General features: G+C 45.4%; 16 protein-coding genes, 2 tRNA genes and 1 pseudogene. 5 read left to right on the forward strand and 14 right to left on the reverse strand.

Translation table 11 applies throughout. From position 1 onward, the window contains the following. Window positions 1-181: 181 nt before the first annotated feature. The 4 genes from ACDC99_RS02720 to ACDC99_RS02735 form a co-directional block, all read right to left on the reverse strand. Window positions 182-955, reverse strand: a complete 774-nt coding sequence (locus ACDC99_RS02720; protein WP_302960833.1) for a DUF4377 domain-containing protein — start codon at window positions 953-955, stop codon at window positions 182-184. A 33-nt stretch (window positions 956-988) separates the two neighbouring features. Further along, window positions 989-1,996, reverse strand: a complete 1,008-nt coding sequence (locus tag ACDC99_RS02725; RefSeq protein WP_288966634.1) for a nucleotidyl transferase AbiEii/AbiGii toxin family protein — start codon at window positions 1,994-1,996, stop codon at window positions 989-991. Then, complete coding sequence (locus ACDC99_RS02730) at window positions 1,989-2,594, reverse strand: DUF6088 family protein (protein ID WP_302750770.1); 606 nt, start codon at window positions 2,592-2,594, stop codon at window positions 1,989-1,991. Before ACDC99_RS02730 ends, ACDC99_RS02725 begins: the two co-directional genes overlap by 8 nt. A gap of 342 nt (window positions 2,595-2,936) precedes the next feature. Continuing rightward, the gene (locus ACDC99_RS02735) at window positions 2,937-3,086 is read right to left on the reverse strand and encodes a hypothetical protein (RefSeq protein WP_370755746.1); all 150 of its coding nucleotides are present in this window, start codon (window positions 3,084-3,086) and stop codon (window positions 2,937-2,939) included. Window positions 3,087-4,039: 953 nt separating this feature from the next. Between ACDC99_RS02735 and ACDC99_RS02740 the strand changes: the two genes are divergently transcribed. Then, window positions 4,040-4,795: a hypothetical protein gene (locus tag ACDC99_RS02740; protein ID WP_370755748.1), complete on the forward strand. Its 756-nt coding sequence runs from the start codon at window positions 4,040-4,042 to the stop codon at window positions 4,793-4,795. A gap of 24 nt (window positions 4,796-4,819) precedes the next feature. Next, window positions 4,820-5,002, forward strand: a complete 183-nt coding sequence (locus tag ACDC99_RS02745) for a hypothetical protein (protein WP_370755750.1) — start codon at window positions 4,820-4,822, stop codon at window positions 5,000-5,002. Between the two features lie 216 nt (window positions 5,003-5,218). Here ACDC99_RS02745 and ACDC99_RS02750 read toward each other — a convergent pair whose 3' ends face one another. The 3 genes from ACDC99_RS02750 to ACDC99_RS02760 form a co-directional block, all read right to left on the reverse strand. After that, the gene (locus ACDC99_RS02750; protein WP_044073648.1) at window positions 5,219-5,530 is read right to left on the reverse strand and encodes a helix-turn-helix domain-containing protein; all 312 of its coding nucleotides are present in this window, start codon (window positions 5,528-5,530) and stop codon (window positions 5,219-5,221) included. 2 nt (window positions 5,531-5,532) lie between these two features. After that, window positions 5,533-5,886: a type II toxin-antitoxin system RelE/ParE family toxin gene (locus tag ACDC99_RS02755; protein ID WP_302750765.1), complete on the reverse strand. Its 354-nt coding sequence runs from the start codon at window positions 5,884-5,886 to the stop codon at window positions 5,533-5,535. A gap of 245 nt (window positions 5,887-6,131) precedes the next feature. Beyond that, window positions 6,132-7,385, reverse strand: a complete 1,254-nt coding sequence (locus ACDC99_RS02760; protein WP_044075291.1) for an ATP-binding protein — start codon at window positions 7,383-7,385, stop codon at window positions 6,132-6,134. Between the two features lie 359 nt (window positions 7,386-7,744). Between ACDC99_RS02760 and ACDC99_RS02765 the strand changes: the two genes are divergently transcribed. Then, entirely contained in the window at window positions 7,745-8,074 is a 330-nt protein-coding gene (locus ACDC99_RS02765) for a hypothetical protein (RefSeq protein WP_082026292.1), read from the forward strand. Here the strand turns inward: ACDC99_RS02765 and ACDC99_RS02770 are convergent. Beyond that, entirely contained in the window at window positions 8,032-8,292 is a 261-nt protein-coding gene (locus ACDC99_RS02770) for a hypothetical protein (RefSeq protein WP_044075290.1), read from the reverse strand. The two genes, ACDC99_RS02765 and ACDC99_RS02770, sit on opposite strands and share 43 nt — an antisense overlap. A 642-nt stretch (window positions 8,293-8,934) precedes the next feature. Next, window positions 8,935-9,483, reverse strand: a complete 549-nt coding sequence (locus ACDC99_RS02775; protein ID WP_370755754.1) for a hypothetical protein — start codon at window positions 9,481-9,483, stop codon at window positions 8,935-8,937. A 204-nt stretch (window positions 9,484-9,687) separates the two neighbouring features. On the opposite strand from ACDC99_RS02775, the pseudogene ACDC99_RS02780 reads away from it, so the two are divergent. Then, window positions 9,688-9,888: pseudogene (locus ACDC99_RS02780) on the forward strand (prolyl oligopeptidase family serine peptidase); the annotation flags it as partial. A 452-nt stretch (window positions 9,889-10,340) separates the two neighbouring features. Beyond that, window positions 10,341-11,780 (forward strand): amidophosphoribosyltransferase, encoded by a 1,440-nt coding sequence (locus ACDC99_RS02785; protein ID WP_288966676.1) that lies wholly within the window; start codon window positions 10,341-10,343, stop codon window positions 11,778-11,780. A 223-nt stretch (window positions 11,781-12,003) separates the two neighbouring features. On the opposite strand, the gene ACDC99_RS02790 is transcribed toward ACDC99_RS02785, so the two are convergent. From ACDC99_RS02790 to ACDC99_RS02810, 5 genes are all read right to left on the reverse strand, one after another. Then, a tRNA-Gly gene (locus ACDC99_RS02790) sits at window positions 12,004-12,076 on the reverse strand. A gap of 39 nt (window positions 12,077-12,115) precedes the next feature. Continuing rightward, window positions 12,116-12,191: transfer RNA gene (locus tag ACDC99_RS02795), tRNA-Thr, on the reverse strand. Window positions 12,192-12,281: 90 nt separating this feature from the next. Further along, the gene (uvrA, locus tag ACDC99_RS02800; protein ID WP_370755756.1) at window positions 12,282-15,113 is read right to left on the reverse strand and encodes an excinuclease ABC subunit UvrA; all 2,832 of its coding nucleotides are present in this window, start codon (window positions 15,111-15,113) and stop codon (window positions 12,282-12,284) included. A gap of 344 nt (window positions 15,114-15,457) precedes the next feature. Continuing rightward, window positions 15,458-16,534 (reverse strand): chorismate synthase, encoded by a 1,077-nt coding sequence (gene aroC, locus ACDC99_RS02805; RefSeq protein WP_044073660.1) that lies wholly within the window; start codon window positions 16,532-16,534, stop codon window positions 15,458-15,460. Between the two features lie 118 nt (window positions 16,535-16,652). Continuing rightward, window positions 16,653-17,249 carry an FKBP-type peptidyl-prolyl cis-trans isomerase gene (locus tag ACDC99_RS02810; RefSeq protein WP_042518659.1) on the reverse strand — a complete coding sequence of 199 codons (597 nt, stop codon included), beginning with the start codon at window positions 17,247-17,249 and terminating at the stop codon, window positions 16,653-16,655. Window positions 17,250-17,312 lie beyond the last annotated feature (63 nt).

Below are 17,312 nucleotides of genomic sequence, written 5' to 3' on the forward strand. Positions count from 1 at the left end.
ATTAAACCATCAGAAAAGCGATTGGTAAGAGGAAACGCTTTTTCATAATCACTTATTTGTTATGGCACATTATTCGTACAAACAGCGTTTCATTGTTTCGTAATTGTAAATTTCAATTTCTGGAGTCCTTTTTTGTATACATTGGCCAAGATGAGAAAATACTGTAGTTTCTCGCCTGAGTTCATTTTTTTGTAATATACTCAAATTCGCTTTCCGGTATTACATCCTTAAACAACGGGCCGCCGTCCTCATTATACACCATTCTTATATCGTCTGTCAGCGGAGAAATGACGTATGAGCAATACGTCTGATATGGGATGCTATTGAATTTGACCCAGTTGTCATCGCCTTTATCCAAAACATTTTCTACGTATATCCTGCTATGTTCATAAGAAGGCTTTGTCCACCCATTGCCTTTATAGATATTTCCTTCGCCATCTATGATATAGTTGTCTTCTGTCTCGTATTTGTTGTACGGGCACAGCTCCTGATACTCAATGTCGCTTTCTGACTTTACACTATTGTCGGTTGGAGTTTCCGTCTCTTTGACGAGTTTGTCTTGAACAATTTTGACGAGCAAATATTTGTGGCTATAGCCGTCAGCTGGCGGACTGGCAAGTGTAGTCATCTTTATCCGCAATTCATACTCATGCCCTTTTACATAAGTGAAACCCTCGATACGATATAGACTAAGATGTTCCCATTCACCATTTGGATTATCAAACTTTACAAGCATACATTCCTCTGGGGTAGAGTTAAATCCGTAACTTTCACCCGTTTCAGAAGAAACATATATTGTTATCTCCTTGACGGAATCTTTTTTCTCGTCATCATCGCTGCTGCAACTTGAAACAGCAAAAACTGCAAGTAGCAGGAATAAAAGGTTTAAAGTCTTTTTTATTTTACGTTTAATTGTACTACTTAGAATAAACGGTAGATTTTGAATATATTTCATGAATTATTGCATTTTTTCATTTCTTGTCACATTTCAAAATCTGTGGAATCTATCTTCAAGCACTTTCATATCCTCAATGAGTTCAATGAAAGAAGGTTTCTCTCCGAAAATCATGGAAGAGCACATACTTTTATAGTCAGCCTCCCATGCGCTGCGTATATCCTCACGAGGAACGAGAACGATGCGACGACGGATGTCTGGGGTGTAGTCCATACCACTAATGCTTGTGAATATCTCGCGATGATGACGAATGGACTCCCACAGTTCATCATCCTTTATGGCAGCCAAAGCAAAGTCTTTGTCCATCATACGAGAGAGGTCATAAAGATGTCTTGACTTGCGGTCGGCAATGACACCACGTCCCTCTACGGAAAACAACTCGTGCAAGAGGAATACCTTTTCAAGGAAAGTCTTGCTTGCAAGAGCTGTTGCCACCTTGCTATCGACAATTGTTGTCTGTATGGTAGGAAACACGCCCTCGACCATACTGTTGATATGTGTTTGCTCGTTTGGCTCCAGCAAAGACCTTGCTCCAATCTCCAACATCACTATTGGCGAAAGGTATTCAGACGGCTCAGCCCAAGCACTCTTATACCTCACGAAAATCTTTCTCGGTTCTGGATATGTGCTATCGCCCTCACCGTCTGGCTCAGACTCGATTTTGCAAAAGTCCTGCAAACCATATTTCTCGACAGCCTCCTGCAATGCCTGGCAAAACGTGTCTTTGACAAATAGCGAAGAAGCCTTGCGCAGTTTCTTTATCTGCTTCTTCGTCAAGTCGCCCTCGAACCCAAACAAAGAGCGGTCGACAGCCAAATCAATGTCTTCAGAGAAACGCTCAATAAGATGCCAGACCTTGCTCAAAGATGTGCCACCTTTGAAGATGAGTTTATCAGCAAAAGGCAAGTCGAAAACGATTTGCAGAATATTAGAAACCCACAAGTCCTTCTCTATAGCCTGTGGAGGCAACCCGCATCGTGCAGATGCTTGTTGAAGCACACGTCGTTGGTCGTCAAACGAAAGTTCAAAGAATTTATTCATAAGCGTTTTGTACAATTTTTCTAATCCATACAGGCATCAGTTTCAAGTCGACAAGCACATCTTCTTTCTTCTCCTGTCTCAATAAGTGGTAAATATGATCCGTCTGTTTAGTAGTAACATTGACGTTCTTTATCGACTTTAGAGCAGAATTAACCAACATGGCAAGTCGGTTCGTAAAAGCCAAGTTGCGTGGAGCCGTATTCTTAAATGTGATAGATCTATTCCCTGACACTGATATTCTGCGCGACTTTCCATTTGTGAGGAAAACACTATTCAACGGAACCTGTGTAGAAAGTCCAAGAACATTCAGCGCATAGTCGCCAGTGGGGACAATTTTGGAATGAGAGCGTTCAGCCAAGGCTTCAGCAATTTGGATGTCAGTAGGATAAATCACCCCTAATCCCAAAGTTTCGTCAATTTCGGGATAACAGTAAATTCCCTGTGCCACACGAATAATTACCCCGCTTTTTGTAAGCCTAAGCAAAGTCTGTCGGATAGCATCAGAAGAGCCAAAATCAAGGAAGTCATCGGCAAAGAAAATCTTTCCCCTACCAAATCCCTTTATCCTGTTTTCAATTTTATGAGCTATACTTTCCATGTCTAACCTTAATTTTGTCACAAAAATAGCAACTTTTTGTGACAAAACAAAGAAAAGGCTTAGAAAAGTAGCAATGTTTAACTAAAAAATGCCCGATACATATTCTATAAAACCACAAATATACAATATCAGCCATGCAAACACAAATGTTGATTTTGTTACAAAAAAAGATACTTCTTGTGACACACTACATATACACCTCCATCCCATTCACCCCAAATATACACACATCACGAAGCTGCCGGATTTCGTTGGAGTCAAGCAGCTTCATTCGTCTTGTGCCTTTTGATAAGGCGGGCTACGTCTCAGCATAACATTCAAGCGTTGCTTGATGTCCTGCCTTCAACTTGCACCGTCTTTATAGAAGTCATATTTGAGGGAGATGCAGCGGTGCCAGGACTGGATCTCACCGTTGCGCGTCCATAGACGGATATCGATGGGGTCGGGACTGGATAGGATTTTGCGGAGGGTGGTGATGTGGATTGATTGCATAACGATGGGCGTTGTTCTTTGTGTCCACCTTATCATCCTCGATGCGCACCATGTGCGGAATGGGTTCACCCTCGTAGAGAGCTAGGCACTCGGTGTAGCCCTGCAGCGAGGTGTTTGGCAAGTAGAACGACCAAAGCACCTGAAACGCGTTTTATCAATGTGTAGTTGTAAGCTATAGGGACATTACTCACTGTTGCAAAAAATGCTGAATATAGCCCCAAAACTGTGTTCTTTGATGAGTAATAGTGGGAATATTGAGGGCAAAATAAATACTTTTTTCTTAAAATGGGCGTTTATCTTGAAGGAAAATGCTACCTTTGCATTGCAAAAGCTTCATGTTCATCAAACAACAGGAATGTTGGCTCTTGAATCAGAGTTCACTATTTGTGATAGCTATAAAAGAACTCTTTGGTCGGCAGCGTGAAGCAGTAAGGCATTTATCTTGAATTTCAACAAACTATTGATACAAAGGAAAAATGAAAAAACACGGCGTTATGTTATTCACATTCGTTGTTCTATTTTTGACCCTTGGCTTTGATTTGGCTTATGGCCAGGAACAGAAAGAGAATGAGGAAGTTACGGTGACATTGGACTTTACTGGATTAAATTATGGTCTTAAAGGGAATGATCCTATTAAACCGCCAATACTCAATAAAGGTGTCATTGTACAAAACGTTAACTTTTTTTTATCTGGTCGTATTTATGTAAACTCAAAGTATATAAGATTATCTTATTGGGATGATTTAGGACAAATTGGTATTTCTGTCCCTAAGGATAATACTATAAAAAGTATAAGTATAGCGACTAAAAAAGATAATGAATCAGAATTTTTACTATCATACATAAAAGGCAATGTAAAACAAGAAATTACTTGGAGTCATAAAAAAAACGCAGATAAAGATTTAATAAAAAAATTAACTATTGACAGTGACCACATCACATTGGCTCCCACATTGAAAGCAGATTCATATATCACCTCCATCACCCTCACCTACACCCGTCCCAAGCTTGACGCTACGCTTGACGAGAAAGGCGAGAATGTAGAGAGCACAATTAGTGGAATCGCTGGTGCGAACAAGACGTTGGCTCTGAATCGCACATTCAACCCCTCTCAGTTGTATACAATGTGTCTGCCCTTCGACCTGAGCAAGGATATGATAACGGAGATTTTCGGCAATGAAACGAAGGTGTATTCGTATGACGGATACCAGAAAGGAGAACTGTCGTTCTCTACTGTGAAAGAGGGCGTGTTGAATGCCGGCATGCCGTTTCTGATGCGGCCCGAGTATTATGTGGAGCAGCCAACGTTTGCGGACGTCACAGTGAAGAGCACCACCGCACAGACTGTAGGTGGCGGCGAATGGGAATTCTGCGGTACTTTTGGATCGTACGAGTTGGCGGCCGACGGCACGCAACTGTTTCTGACGGCAGGCGGTACGCTGGCGAAACCGCTGGCTGAATCCCGGAAGATGAGAGGCTTCAGATGTTATCTGAAAAAGGCTGCCGGAACGGCGAATGCGAGCGCTCAGCTGCCCTCTGTGACCATCGACGGGGAGACGAACGCCATAAAGACCGCTGAGTATGCGGCGCCAACAAGTGGTACAACCGCCTACTCGCTGTCGGGAATGAAGCTGAATGCGGGCTGCAAGACTGCAAACGGTGGGATAATGATAATAGACGGAAAGAAATTCATCACAACGAACAGATAAAATAACGCAGAAGGAGAAAGAAATATGAGTCGCAGAATTTACGTAAAACCAGATATGAAGGTAATACCATTGGAGGGAGAAGGCTTGACACCGCTCTCGGCGAACGGTATAAAAATAAAGGTGCCTGATGTGATACCGGAACCGGGGGTGGATGCCGACGAAGCCTGTGCAAAAGACTTCGGCAGCAACATCTGGGAGACGGAATAAGAAACCTGCCCCCGATCAGAACATTTTTGGCGTCAAGCCTCCATGTCGCAAGAGTCCTGCCGCCAATTCAGTCAGTATATGGTTTAATCCCCAAACGCCTATCAGGCAGTTTGGGGATTAAGTCATTTATATAGGTGATTAACTGATATTCCCAAAATATCTTGGGATGGGCAAAAGAAATAAATGAGGAAGACTATGCATCCCTTTATAGTAATATCATCCCAACACAAGCGAGAAGCGAAGCCCTAAGGCATCGGCAATACGCAAGAACGTAGAGAGTTGCATATCTGTCTGACCCTTTTCGAGTGAAGATATGTACTCGCGTTTCTTACCGATTTTTTCAGCCAACACTTTTTGTGTTATATTTTGGCGCTTGCGTTCATCCTTAAGAAGTTCAGCATAGTACCAAGCTTTAGCCTTAGCTTCAAACTCCTTACGCTCGGGACTATTTTCGTCACCATATCTTTCTTGCAGATGGTCGTCAAATGTTTTGAGACCAGCAAGTTTGTTTTTGTCAAGTTTCAACATATTCAATCCTCCAAATAACGTTTAACAATGTTTTGGGCTTTTTTTATTTCAGCCTTGTACTGTTTTGTATCTTTCTTCAAGAACGAGTTCAGAAGAAGTACATTTTTGCTTTGTATGAAATTGTCGTGGTCAACAGCGAGCAGGATAGTTCTGTATTCGTTGGAACTGATGGAAATTCGGAGTTCGTAGAAGTCCGTATTCTCTAAGCTCTTTACTATTTTTGAACTGACGACATATTGTGATTTTACAATCTGTAAAGCATAGTCATATTTCTTCTTTAATTGTTCGTTCATACTTGCGTAGTATTCTTCGAACTCGTCCGAGTAGATAATGTGCCTTATCAATTTCTCTTCCATGCTGCAAAGTTAATCAATTTGTTACATACTACCAAATAAAAGTAATACATTTATTACATATACACCTCAATCCCATTCACCTCAAATATACACATATCACTAAGCTGCCGTTCGTTAGAGTCCAGCAGCTACATTCGTCTTATGTATTTTTAAATAAGGTAGGCTGAATAGTTACAGCATCAAAAGCCTCTACAAATTTTTCATAATCTCCCATAAGCCTAAAGTTTGTATTGTGAAAGTCAATATTAATCTGTCGAAGACAAATCAAGCAAGAAATCATAGATGCTGATAATCTGAATTCCATCATCATCGCTCCACGATTTTGTATGCTCACCAACGATAAGGAGTTTACGGAAAGAATCACCCACTAAGCGCAAGGAACGTTTCTCCTGCTCCATTTTGTCGGCATCAGGCATTCTCCAAGCCGATTGTATATAAATGCGTTGGCTACCTTTATTGCAGACGAAATCAACTTCAAGTGTGACACGGATATTTTGTCCCTTATCGTTTCTAACCCTTTGAGCAACGTTGCCAACATCAACAAGCCAACCACGCATACGCATTTCATTATAGATGACATTCTCCATGATGTGGGTTGGCTCTGTTTGTCTGAAAGAAATGATAGAGTTGCGCAAACCGATATCTTGATAATAGTATTTTGATAGCGAGCCGATGTACTTGCGTCCTTTAATGTCATATCGCTCAGACTTCTCAATAAGGAAAGCATCTTGCATATATCCAAGATATACGGAAACCGTCTTGTCCGTGATATTCTGAACGTTGCTTACAGACTTGAAAGTGTTGGCAATATTAAGAGCATTGACAGGTGCGCCTATGCTTGAAGCCACAGTCTTTGAAAGCTCTTCAAATTCAGGTTTTAAGGTAATGTCATTACGCTCATATATGTCACGGAGATACACGGTACGATATAGCCTACGCAAGAAATCGGATTTCTTGTCATCGCCAATTTGAGTTAAGAGTTGTGGAAGTCCACCAAACATAATGTATTCAGACCACGCATCTTCCTTTGAACCAGGAAAAACAGACATAAATTCCTTGAATGACAAAGGCCAAACATGGATTTCATCACCACGCCCACGGAACTCTGTCACCACATCAGATGAAAGGAAGCGTGAATTAGAGCCTGTAACATAAACATCAGTGCCTTCAGTTACCGAGAGAGTGGAAAGAACCTCAACAAAATCATTCACTTCCTGTACCTCGTCAATAATGATGTAGTATGTTTCATCGTCTTTCATTTCCTTTTCTACCCAATCAAGTAAATAGTCAGGGTCTTTGAATGGCTTGTTCTTTCGACTCTCCATATCAATAATTATGATATGGTCTTCCTTAACACCATCATTCAACAGGTGCTGTCGGAAAAGCTTCTTTAGCAAGAAAGACTTTCCAGAACGTCTTAATCCTGTTATAATTTTAATCAATCCGTTGCCTTTAGAACGAATCAATTGGTCGATATAAGTGCTTCTGTTAACTATCATGCATTCCGAAAAAGTGGTACATGTTCCACTTTTTCGGAACAAAGGTAATACTTTTCTTTTAAAAGGAAGACTGTTTTTTTAGGAATTTGACAATTTTAGCCAAATTCGCTACTCTACATATACACCTACATTCCATTCACCTCAAATATACACACATCGCGAAGCTGCCGGATTTCGTTGGAGTCCAGCAGTTTCATTTCCAAATGGTATTGATTGCCTATGTAAGCGAAGTCACGTCCGAAAGTCATAAATGGCGCAGGAAAAGGAAAAGAGGGGGTTAGGTGGAGGTTACATAATCACTTCCAATTTGGAAGGAATCAGAAAATTGTTTACCTTTGTAAGAAATAAAATCAGATAAGATGGGAACAGAATTAATACCACAGGACGGCGACACAATAATTTGCCTAAAAGTAGGCAAAATAGATAGGGAAGATTTGTATGAGATGACACGCAAGTATTGGAAAATGAGTTTGCAAAGGGCATCAAAAGCAAATCATGTCCTTGCCGTTGTGGATGGTATAGTAAAAGAAGACTACATCCCTCAAGATTGGAAATATACAGACAATCCAAAGTATGAGGGACGTATTGAATTTGTAGGGAATAAATGTTTGAATTCTCCTTACGTATGGAAAAGCGTGGTTTCTTTCTATGGGAAGAGCCAGAATCCGGTAAAGTATATTAATATGTAACCGCTCCATGCCATACTCTGCATTTCGGGGAAAGCCTGTAACAGTTTATCAGGAATTTTATCAGGAACTTTCTTTATCGGTTCTCGCTTGTGCGCTTCGAGAGCTTTCTGTATTTCCCCAAGCATAAAGTCTATAAATGGTCCGGAGTCGGCAGCATTGCTGTTGGCGGTAATTGCATCGTAGTATTGCAGCTGGTTGGCATACACCATGTTTTCCATCGACCTGCTTCACTGCTTCACCCTAATGACCGATTCGGGTTAAATGGGCACGCTGCTTGCCCAACCGGGGCACGCTGCTTGCCCATCATGGGCAACGTGCTTGCCCCAGTTGGGCAGAATCTGTGTCAGACGTCTGCCCAATAAGTTAACCCAAAACGGTTATTAGGACGTTTACTTTATTTTTCATGACTGCTTGCTGCCTTTTGCCTTTTATAAGGCGTCTTTTGCTTGTTTTTAATTTGCAATAGCTCGCTATTACTCATTAAAAGACAAACAAAATACACTCTTCTAAAAGAGCAAAATACAAGCAAGCCCTAATGGCCGATTTGCGTTAATGTTGTAATACCATATTCCTGTTTCCAAGATTCTGCCGACACATGTAATTCCTCTCATCAGATAATTCCTGACAGTTTCAAACCATCCAGACAGTTTCAAACCATCCTGACGATTGAAAATCATCCTGACAGTTTCAAACCATCCAGACAATTGAAAACAACTGTCAGGCCGCTAACTGCCTGTATGCCAATGCGCTATGAAGAAAACCTGATGATCTGACAGTTTTCGCGTGATTTCAGATGATATGGCAAAATCTTTACATTTGCCGAGGTTCTGCCTGAAACGATGCCCTGTGCCCCGTGTTTGTCAGTTCAGCTTCGTCATGTGATAGCCGAGGCGTTTCAGTTCAATCGACATGCCCATGAGATACATCTGGTGGAGGGCAGACACATAACCCTGGAAAGCCTCGGGAGTGCCGGGTTCGAGGTGCTGGTGGTAGAGCAGGTTGTATGTGCGTGAGGCACATTCGCCCACGGTCTTTGTCATTATGGCGTGGTCCTCCTCGGCGAGCAGCAGCACTTTCTCGCAGATGTAGTCGTCCATGTGGTCGAAGTCGCGCTGGTCTCTCAGATATTTATACAGGTTGCCAACTTTGCTGTAGAGTTCCCAGTCGGTGTCCCAATATTTTGCTATCGCCATTCCGATGAACATCATCCATCCGAGCGACACGGTGGGGTAGGCGTTGAACTCCCTCATCCCGTCGGGCAGATAGCTCTCGCCGATTTTCTGCCACAGTTCCTCGATGTCGGGAGCCTCAGGCAGACGCTCGTCCACTTTTCCGATGGAGAGCAGGTATTGGTGGAGGTCGGTGTGGAACAGCTGTTCCAGATTCTTGATGTCTTTATTCAATTCCATATATATATGTGTTTCTTTTTTATGCTTGTGAGTAAGTGTTATACATTTGCTGAGCCAGTTGTCATGGTTAATGCAAAGGTAAGATTATATTTTCAAATATCGGCATTTATTCCGCCGATGTACTATATTTCGGGAATTTTTGAGTAAGTTTGCATTATAAATTTATATGCGAATGAAAACACTATTTATTGCTTCTGCCCTGGCTACGACGACCGTGTGGTTCCTGCCCATTCGTTCAAGTTCGCTGCCCGTCTGCAGGAGTGTCAGGCAGGCAAGGCCCCAGTCCTGATCCGTATCGACAGCAAGGCAGGCCATGGCGGCGGCAAACCATTGTCTAAGGTGATGGAAGAGACAGCCGACATCTACGGCTTCATAATGTATAACATGGGAATGAAGATGAAATAATGGCAGATTTCGGTTTATGCCCTAATGACCGATTGGGGTTGAATGAAAGTCCTGCTGACCGATTGTAAAAAAAGCAACAAGAGAGGAAACAGATTCCAGTCCTTGCTGCCAGTGTATTGTTTGGGGTTATCCCTCGATTCGGGATAAATACGGTTATTGTTCTTCAGTTTCCTTCGGCAGCCGACGAGGCGTTCGCACTCATGGGTGCAGACACGGCGATGATGATGACAGATAATACACGTAGTAAAAGATTTTTAATTTTGTTTCCGATTATAGTCTCAGAAGTCTAAGGTCATGATTGTATTCGCTTCTTCGACATTTTTAGTGTTTCCTTTTGCAAAGATACAAATTTATATCATGTCTTCAAATAAAAAATGACATTCGGATGAATGAATAATGAAGATTTCATTACCTTTGCAGACGGAAACAAAATAACAAACAAATATATTTTTATGGGAGGTATCTTCGGAACAATTTCAAAGAAAAGCTGTGTGGCAGACCTGTTTTATGGCACCGACTACAACTCTCACCTCGGTACACGCCGTGGTGGTATGGCAACATTTTGCAAGGAAAAGGGCTTCGTGCGCTCTATCCATAATCTCGAAAGCTCTTATTTCCGCACCAAGTTTGAGCCTACTCTCGACCGCTTCGAGGGGGCTACATCGGGAATCGGCGTAATCAGCGACACCGACGCACAGCCGCTGATAATGAATTCTCACTTGGGAAAATTTGCCATCTGCACGGTGGCGAAGATACTCAACAAGGATGAGCTGACAAGCGAGATGCTGGAGAAGAACATGCATTTCGCCGAGATGTCGTCGGGCAGCACAAACCCTACGGAGCTCGTGGCGCTGCTCATCATCCAGGGCAAGACCTTCAAGGAGGGTATAGAGAACGTGTATCGGCACATCAAGGGATCGTGCACGATGCTCCTGCTCACCGACCACGGCATCATCTGCGCCCGCGACAGCTGGGGACGCACTCCGATAATCATCGGAAAGAAGGATGGGGCATATGCGGCGTCGAGCGAATCAACCTCGTTCCCTAACCTTGATTTCGATACAGTATATAATGTAGGACCGGGAGAGATAGTGAAGCTCACCGCCGACGGAATGGAGCAGATAAGGAAACCGAACAAGAAGATGCAGGTGTGCTCGTTTCTGTGGGTGTATTACGGATTCCCCACATCTACATACGAGGGAAAGAACGTGGAGCAGGCGCGTTTCGACAATGGCTTCAACATGGCGAAGACAGACCCCGTGGAGGTGGACTGCTGCAGCGGTATTCCAGACTCTGGAACGGGAATGGCGATGGGATATGCGGCTGGCAAGAACGTGCCTTATCAGCGCTGCATAGCAAAATACACTCCTACATGGCCACGCTCCTTCACTCCATCAAACCAGAGCATGCGTTCTCTCGTGGCAAAGATGAAGCTTATCCCAAACAAGGCGATGCTGCAGGGCAAGAAGGTGCTCTTCTGCGATGACTCCATCGTGCGCGGCACCCAGCTTCGCGACAACGTGAAGGTGCTCTTCGATCAGGCTGGTCTGAAGGAATGCCACATGCGCATTGCCTGTCCGCCGCTCGTATACGGATGTCCGTTCATCAACTTCACGTCATCGAAGAGTGATATGGAGCTTATCACCCGTCGTATGATCCAGAAGTTTGAGGGCGACCCGAACAAGAATCTCGACAAGTATGCCACCACCGACTCTCCGGAGTATAAGCGCATGGTGGACGAGATAGCAAAGGAACTGGGACTCACCACTCTGAAGTTCAATACCATCGAACAGCTCATCGAGGCTATCGGTCTGCCGAAGTGTCAGGTATGTACCCACTGCTTCGATGGCAGCAGCCAGTTCTCGCTCGAGACATTTGCCGACGAGGATTGATTGCAGCCTCCTTCATGAATTTGAATAGACAAGCGATTGTATATAACAGCAGAAAAGCGACTCTCTTTGGAAAGTCGCTTTTTTGCTGATTATATATTATTCCCAAACGGTAATCCATAGGGATTTCAGGATTGTAGAAGTACAGCTGTTATAGATACTGTAATACAATACGTTGGAGAAAGAATTAGAAGAATGGAAGTGTGGGGAATGCTATGGTGACAAGAGCGATAAACGGGGCTCGAACCCGCGACCCCCAGCTTGGGAAGCTAGTGCTCTACCAACTGAGCTATTATCGCAAACCTTTTCCCATTAGTTTATCTTCTGTTTAATCGCTATGGAGCCGATACCGGGACTCGAACCCGGGACCTACGCATTACGAATGCGTTGCTCTACCAACTGAGCCATATCGGCTGATTAAACACCCGGAACAGGGCACTGTTCCGAACAAGTGGTGCAAAGGTAACAATTATTTTCTGACGAGCAAAATCTTTTGTCGCTTTTCTATTCTTTTTTTGAGTTGTCAAGAACTTTTTTCAGATATTTTCCCGTTATGCTGTTTTCGCATGCAGCCACCTCTTCGGGAGTGCCGCAGCATACAAGCTGTCCGCCCTTGTTTCCGCCGTCGGGACCGAGGTCTATCACGTGGTCGGCATATTTTATCACATCCATGTTGTGTTCTATCACAATGATGCTGTGTCCACGCTTTATCAGCTGGTCAAACGAATTGAGCAGTTTCTTGATGTCGTGGAAGTGCAGACCTGTCGTCGGCTCGTCGAAGATGAACAGTGTGGGGTCAGCCTTTTCCTGTCCGATGAAATAAGCCAGTTTCACTCTCTGGTTCTCTCCGCCGGATAGGGTAGAGGAGTTCTGTCCGAGTTTGATATATCCCAGTCCGACGCTCTCCAGCGGCTTCAGTCTCTTCACGATGTCCTTCTGGTTGTTTTCCGTGAAGAATTCTATTGCTTCATTGACTGTCATGTTGAGGATGTCGTCGATGTTTTTCCCGGCAAATCTCACTTCCAGAATTTCCTTTTTGAAGCGTTTTCCGTGGCAGGCCTCACATTCCAGTTCCAGGTCGGCCATAAACTGCATCTCCACCGTGAGCACTCCCGTTCCCTTGCATTCCTCGCATCTGCCGCCCTCGGCGTTGAACGAGAAGTATTTTGAAGAGAATCCCATCTGCTCAGCCAGCGGCTGTTCGGCGAAGAGCTGGCGGATGGCGTCGTAAGCCTTGGTGTATGTCACGGGGTTCGACCTCGTGCTCTTGCCGATAGGGTTCTGGTCCACCATCTCCACGTGTTTTATCGTCTTTATGTCGCCGAATATCGATGAGTATTCACCCGGCATGTCAGCCACTTCGTCGAGCTGTCGTTTCAGGGCAGGGAAGAGTATGCCCTTGACGAGCGAGGATTTTCCCGATCCGCTCACTCCCGTCACCACCGTCATCACGTTGAGCGGGAATTTCACTTCTATGCCCTGCAGGTTGTTCATTCTCGCTCCCTTTATGCCTATGAAGAGGTTCCAGCTGCGTCGGTTGGCAGGCACTGGTATGCGCTCCTCGCCGAGCAGATATCTGATGGTGTGGCTTTCGGGATATTTCTTTATCGTGTCGCTTGTTATCTTCTGCGGGTCGCCTTCGAACACCACTCTGCCTCCGAGTCGTCCGGCGTCAGGACCGATGTCGATTAGATGGTCGGCAGAACGTATGATGTCTTCGTCGTGTTCCACCACCACCACCGTGTTTCCCAGAGCCTGCAGGTCTTTCAGCACGCTTATCAGTCTGAAGGTGTCGCGGCTGTGCAGTCCGATGCTTGGTTCGTCGAGGATATAGAGCGATCCCACCAGACTGCTTCCGAGCGATGTGGTGAGGTTGATGCGCTGGCTCTCTCCGCCGCTCAGCGTGTTAGACTGTCTGTTCAGCGTGAGGTATCCCAATCCCACTTCCACAAGGAATCCCAGTCTGTTTTTTATCTCTGTGAGCAGTCGTTTGCCCACGGCGGCATCGTGGTCGTTGAGGCTCAGTTCGTCAAACCATTTCTTCAGGTTCTCCACAGGCATGTCCACGAGGTCAGAGATGCTCATTCCCTGTATCTTCACGTAGTTTGCCTCCTTTTTCAGTCTTCTGCCGTGGCATTCCGAACATACCGTTCTGCCGCGGTATCTGCTGAGCATCACGCGGTATTGTATCTTGTATTGGTTTTCTTTCAGCATCTGGAAGAAGTCGTCGATGCTCACCCTGTCGTATTTGTCTCTGCTTTTGTCGGATGGCAGACCGTGCCACAGCCAGTCTTTGTGCTTCTGCGACAGTTTGTAGTATGGTTCGAAGATCGGGAACTTGTCTGTTGCCGCTCTTCTGATGAATTCCTTTTTCCATTCGCCCATTTTCTCTCCGTGCCAGCATTGCACGCATCCGTCGTATACGCTGAGCGATGAGTCTGGAATCACGAGTTTTTCGTCGATGCCGATCACCATTCCGAATCCCTCACACATAGGGCAAGCTCCGATGGGGGAGTGGAAAGAGAACATGCCGTCGCTCGGCTCTTCGAATGTCATGCCGTCGGCTTCGAAGCGAGTTGAGAAATCATATACTATGTTTGCCGGCATGATGGCGATTCGGCATGCCCCGTCGCCCTCGTAGAAAGCCGTCTCCACTGAGTCGGTGAGTCTCGACAGCGTGTCGTTGTCGCTTTCCCACGCTATGCGGTCTACCACTGTCCAGATGTTCTCGTCCTTTATGTTCTCGTCCAGTTTGTCGTCGTTGAGCAGGTCATCGATACGCTGGAAGTCGCCTTTCACGAACACTCGTGTGTATCCCTGCTGCATAATCATCGTGAGCTGCTGCGAGAGAGTGCGGTCGGCGATTCTCACCACCGGTGAGAGCACCACGAAGCGCGTGCCTTCAGAGAAGGTCTTCACCTTGTTTATCACGTCCTCCACGGTGTGTCGTTTCACCTCGTTGCCGCTTATTGGCGAGAAGGTGTGTCCGATGCGTGCGAAGAGCAGCCGCAGGTATTCATAAATCTCCGTGCTTGTGCCCACTGTGGAACGAGAGTTTTTGGAAATCACTTTCTGTTCTATGGCTATTGCCGGTGGCAGTCCCTTTATGTAGTCGCATTTCGGTTTGCTCATCCTTCCGAGAAACTGTCTGGCATATGCCGAGAGGCTCTCCACATATCGTCTGTGGCCTTCGGCATACAGTGTGTCGAAAGCCAGTGATGACTTGCCGGAGCCGGAGACACCGGAAATCACGATAAACTTGTTTCTTGGGATTTCCAATGATACATTCTTCAGGTTGTTCACCTGTGCGTTCTTTATATAGATGTTGCCACTCATTATCCTTGTTGTGTATAGTAAGATTGTGATTTCCTGCAAAAATAACTCTATTTCTTGATATGACAAAGTGTTTGCGTGTTTTAACTCCAATTTTCGGCAAGAGGGAGTGCAGGCTGCCGTTTGGTAGGATTGATGGTTTTGCGGATGATGGATGTTGTTTGGAATGGACAAAAGCATAAAAAGAGGGCGATCAATTGACCGCCCTCAACCAACACAAAAACTAAACTAGACTTAATTAGACAATCGGTACTTTCACAAGCACCCGCTTGTCGATTGCAAATATACTGCAAATATTTGAATGCCAAAACAATAATGGCTGTTTTTTTTATCAGAATAGTTAAAAATTATAATTTTGTTGTTTTATTATACAAAAATTGGTCTAAAATCACCATTGCCGCCATTGATTCCACTATCGGAACCGCTCTTGGCAACACGCAAGCGTCGTGTCTGCCGCTTGCCTTGAAGGTGGTAGGATTGCCGTCTTTGTCGATGGTTTCCTGTTTCTGAAGCAGTGTGGCTACAGGTTTGAACGCCACCCGGAAGAATATGTCGTTGCCGTTGGAAATTCCGCCCTGTATACCTCCGCTGTTGTTAGACCGCGTCTTTATCTTTTCGTCTTCGGGATAGAAGATGTCGTTCATCTCGCTGCCGCGATGCGTCACTCCCTCGAATCCCGATCCGAACTCAATTCCCTTCACGGCGTTGATGCCGAGCATGGCATATCCGAGCATGGCGTTGAGCTTGTCGAACTCCGGTTCGCCGATGCCTATCGGACAATTCCTTATCACACACGTCACTGTGCCTCCGATGGTGTCGCCACAGCTCTTCACTTCGGCGATGAGGCTCTCCATGAGTTTCGCCTTCTCTGCGTCGGGACATCTCACGATGTTGCTCTCCACCTGTGTCAGGTCATACCTGGTGTAGTCGTTGTCGAGGGCAATGCTGCCCACCTGCGATGTGTATGCCACAACTTCCACTCCTATCTTCTTCAGGGCCAGTTTTGCCAATGCTCCTCCCACACATCTGCTTATGGTGATGCGTGCCGATGATCTGCCGCCGCCGCGATAGTCTCTTATGCCATACTTGTTATAATATGTGAAGTCGGCATGTGATGGTCTGAACAGGTCGCGCATGTTGTCGTAGTCGGCGGAATGCTGGTTGGTGTTTCTCACGATGAAACCAATAGGGCATCCCGTAGACTTTCCCTCGAACGTGCCGCTCAGAATTTCCACTCTGTCGGCTTCGTTCCTGCTTGTTGTCACGCTGCTCTGTCCGGGCCGGCGCCTGTCGAGCTCGCTTTGGATGAAGTCGATGTCGATGTCGATGCCGGCAGGCAGACCGTCTACCACTCCTCCCACGGCTTCTCCATGGCTCTCCCCGAAAGTCGTAAGTGTGAATATGTTGCCGAAAGTGTTACGCATGTGTCTGGTGATTTGTTTCCAAACGGTCATCAAGGTGTCATCCCAAAACGATGTGATATTCTACAACTGCTTATAGTATTCCTGATGACCGTCTGGGGGTATTGTCAAATCCTTCTGATTAGTGGCAGCCGCCGCAACCGCCGTTATTGCTGCCACAGTCGCCGCTGCAGTTGCAGTCGCCTCCACATTCACCACCGCAGCCGCTGCATCCGCCACCGCTCAGATGGTTGATGATGGTCTGTATCTCCTCGTTTGTAGCCTCTCTTGCCTCAACGATAGAGCCTACGAAGTGCAGATCCTTGCCGGCCAGAGGGTGGTTGAGGTCTACTGTCACCTTGTCGTCGCCGATTTCCAGCACCTTGCCGAGGAAACGCTGTCCGTTCTCGTTCTGCAGCGGAATGATGGCATCCTTGTATATATTATCGGTGTCGAGCTTGCCGTCGATGCAGAACATCTCCTTGTCGAGGTTCAACACGCGTTCTGCCTCATGCTCTCCGTATGCCTGCTGCTTGGTGAGCGTGAAGTCGAAGTCGTTCTTCTGCTCGTCGTTGAGAGCCACGATGGTGTTTTCGAAGTCGTCGAGAGCCAGTCCGAATCCGCTCAAGAACTGGAATGGCTTTTCTGCTGTTGCCTCTTCTACCATTGTCTCTGTGCCGTTCTCATTTGTATAAAGCTTGTAAGCCACGGCGAAATACATGTTTTTCTTATTTTCCATTGTCGTATATATAATTGTTTTTTTTGTCTGTATGAGATGTCTTTTATCTGCTTCTATTTTACA

Source organism: Prevotella pectinovora, from assembly GCF_041323955.1.
GTDB classification, from domain to species: Bacteria; Bacteroidota; Bacteroidia; order Bacteroidales; family Bacteroidaceae; genus Prevotella; species Prevotella pectinovora.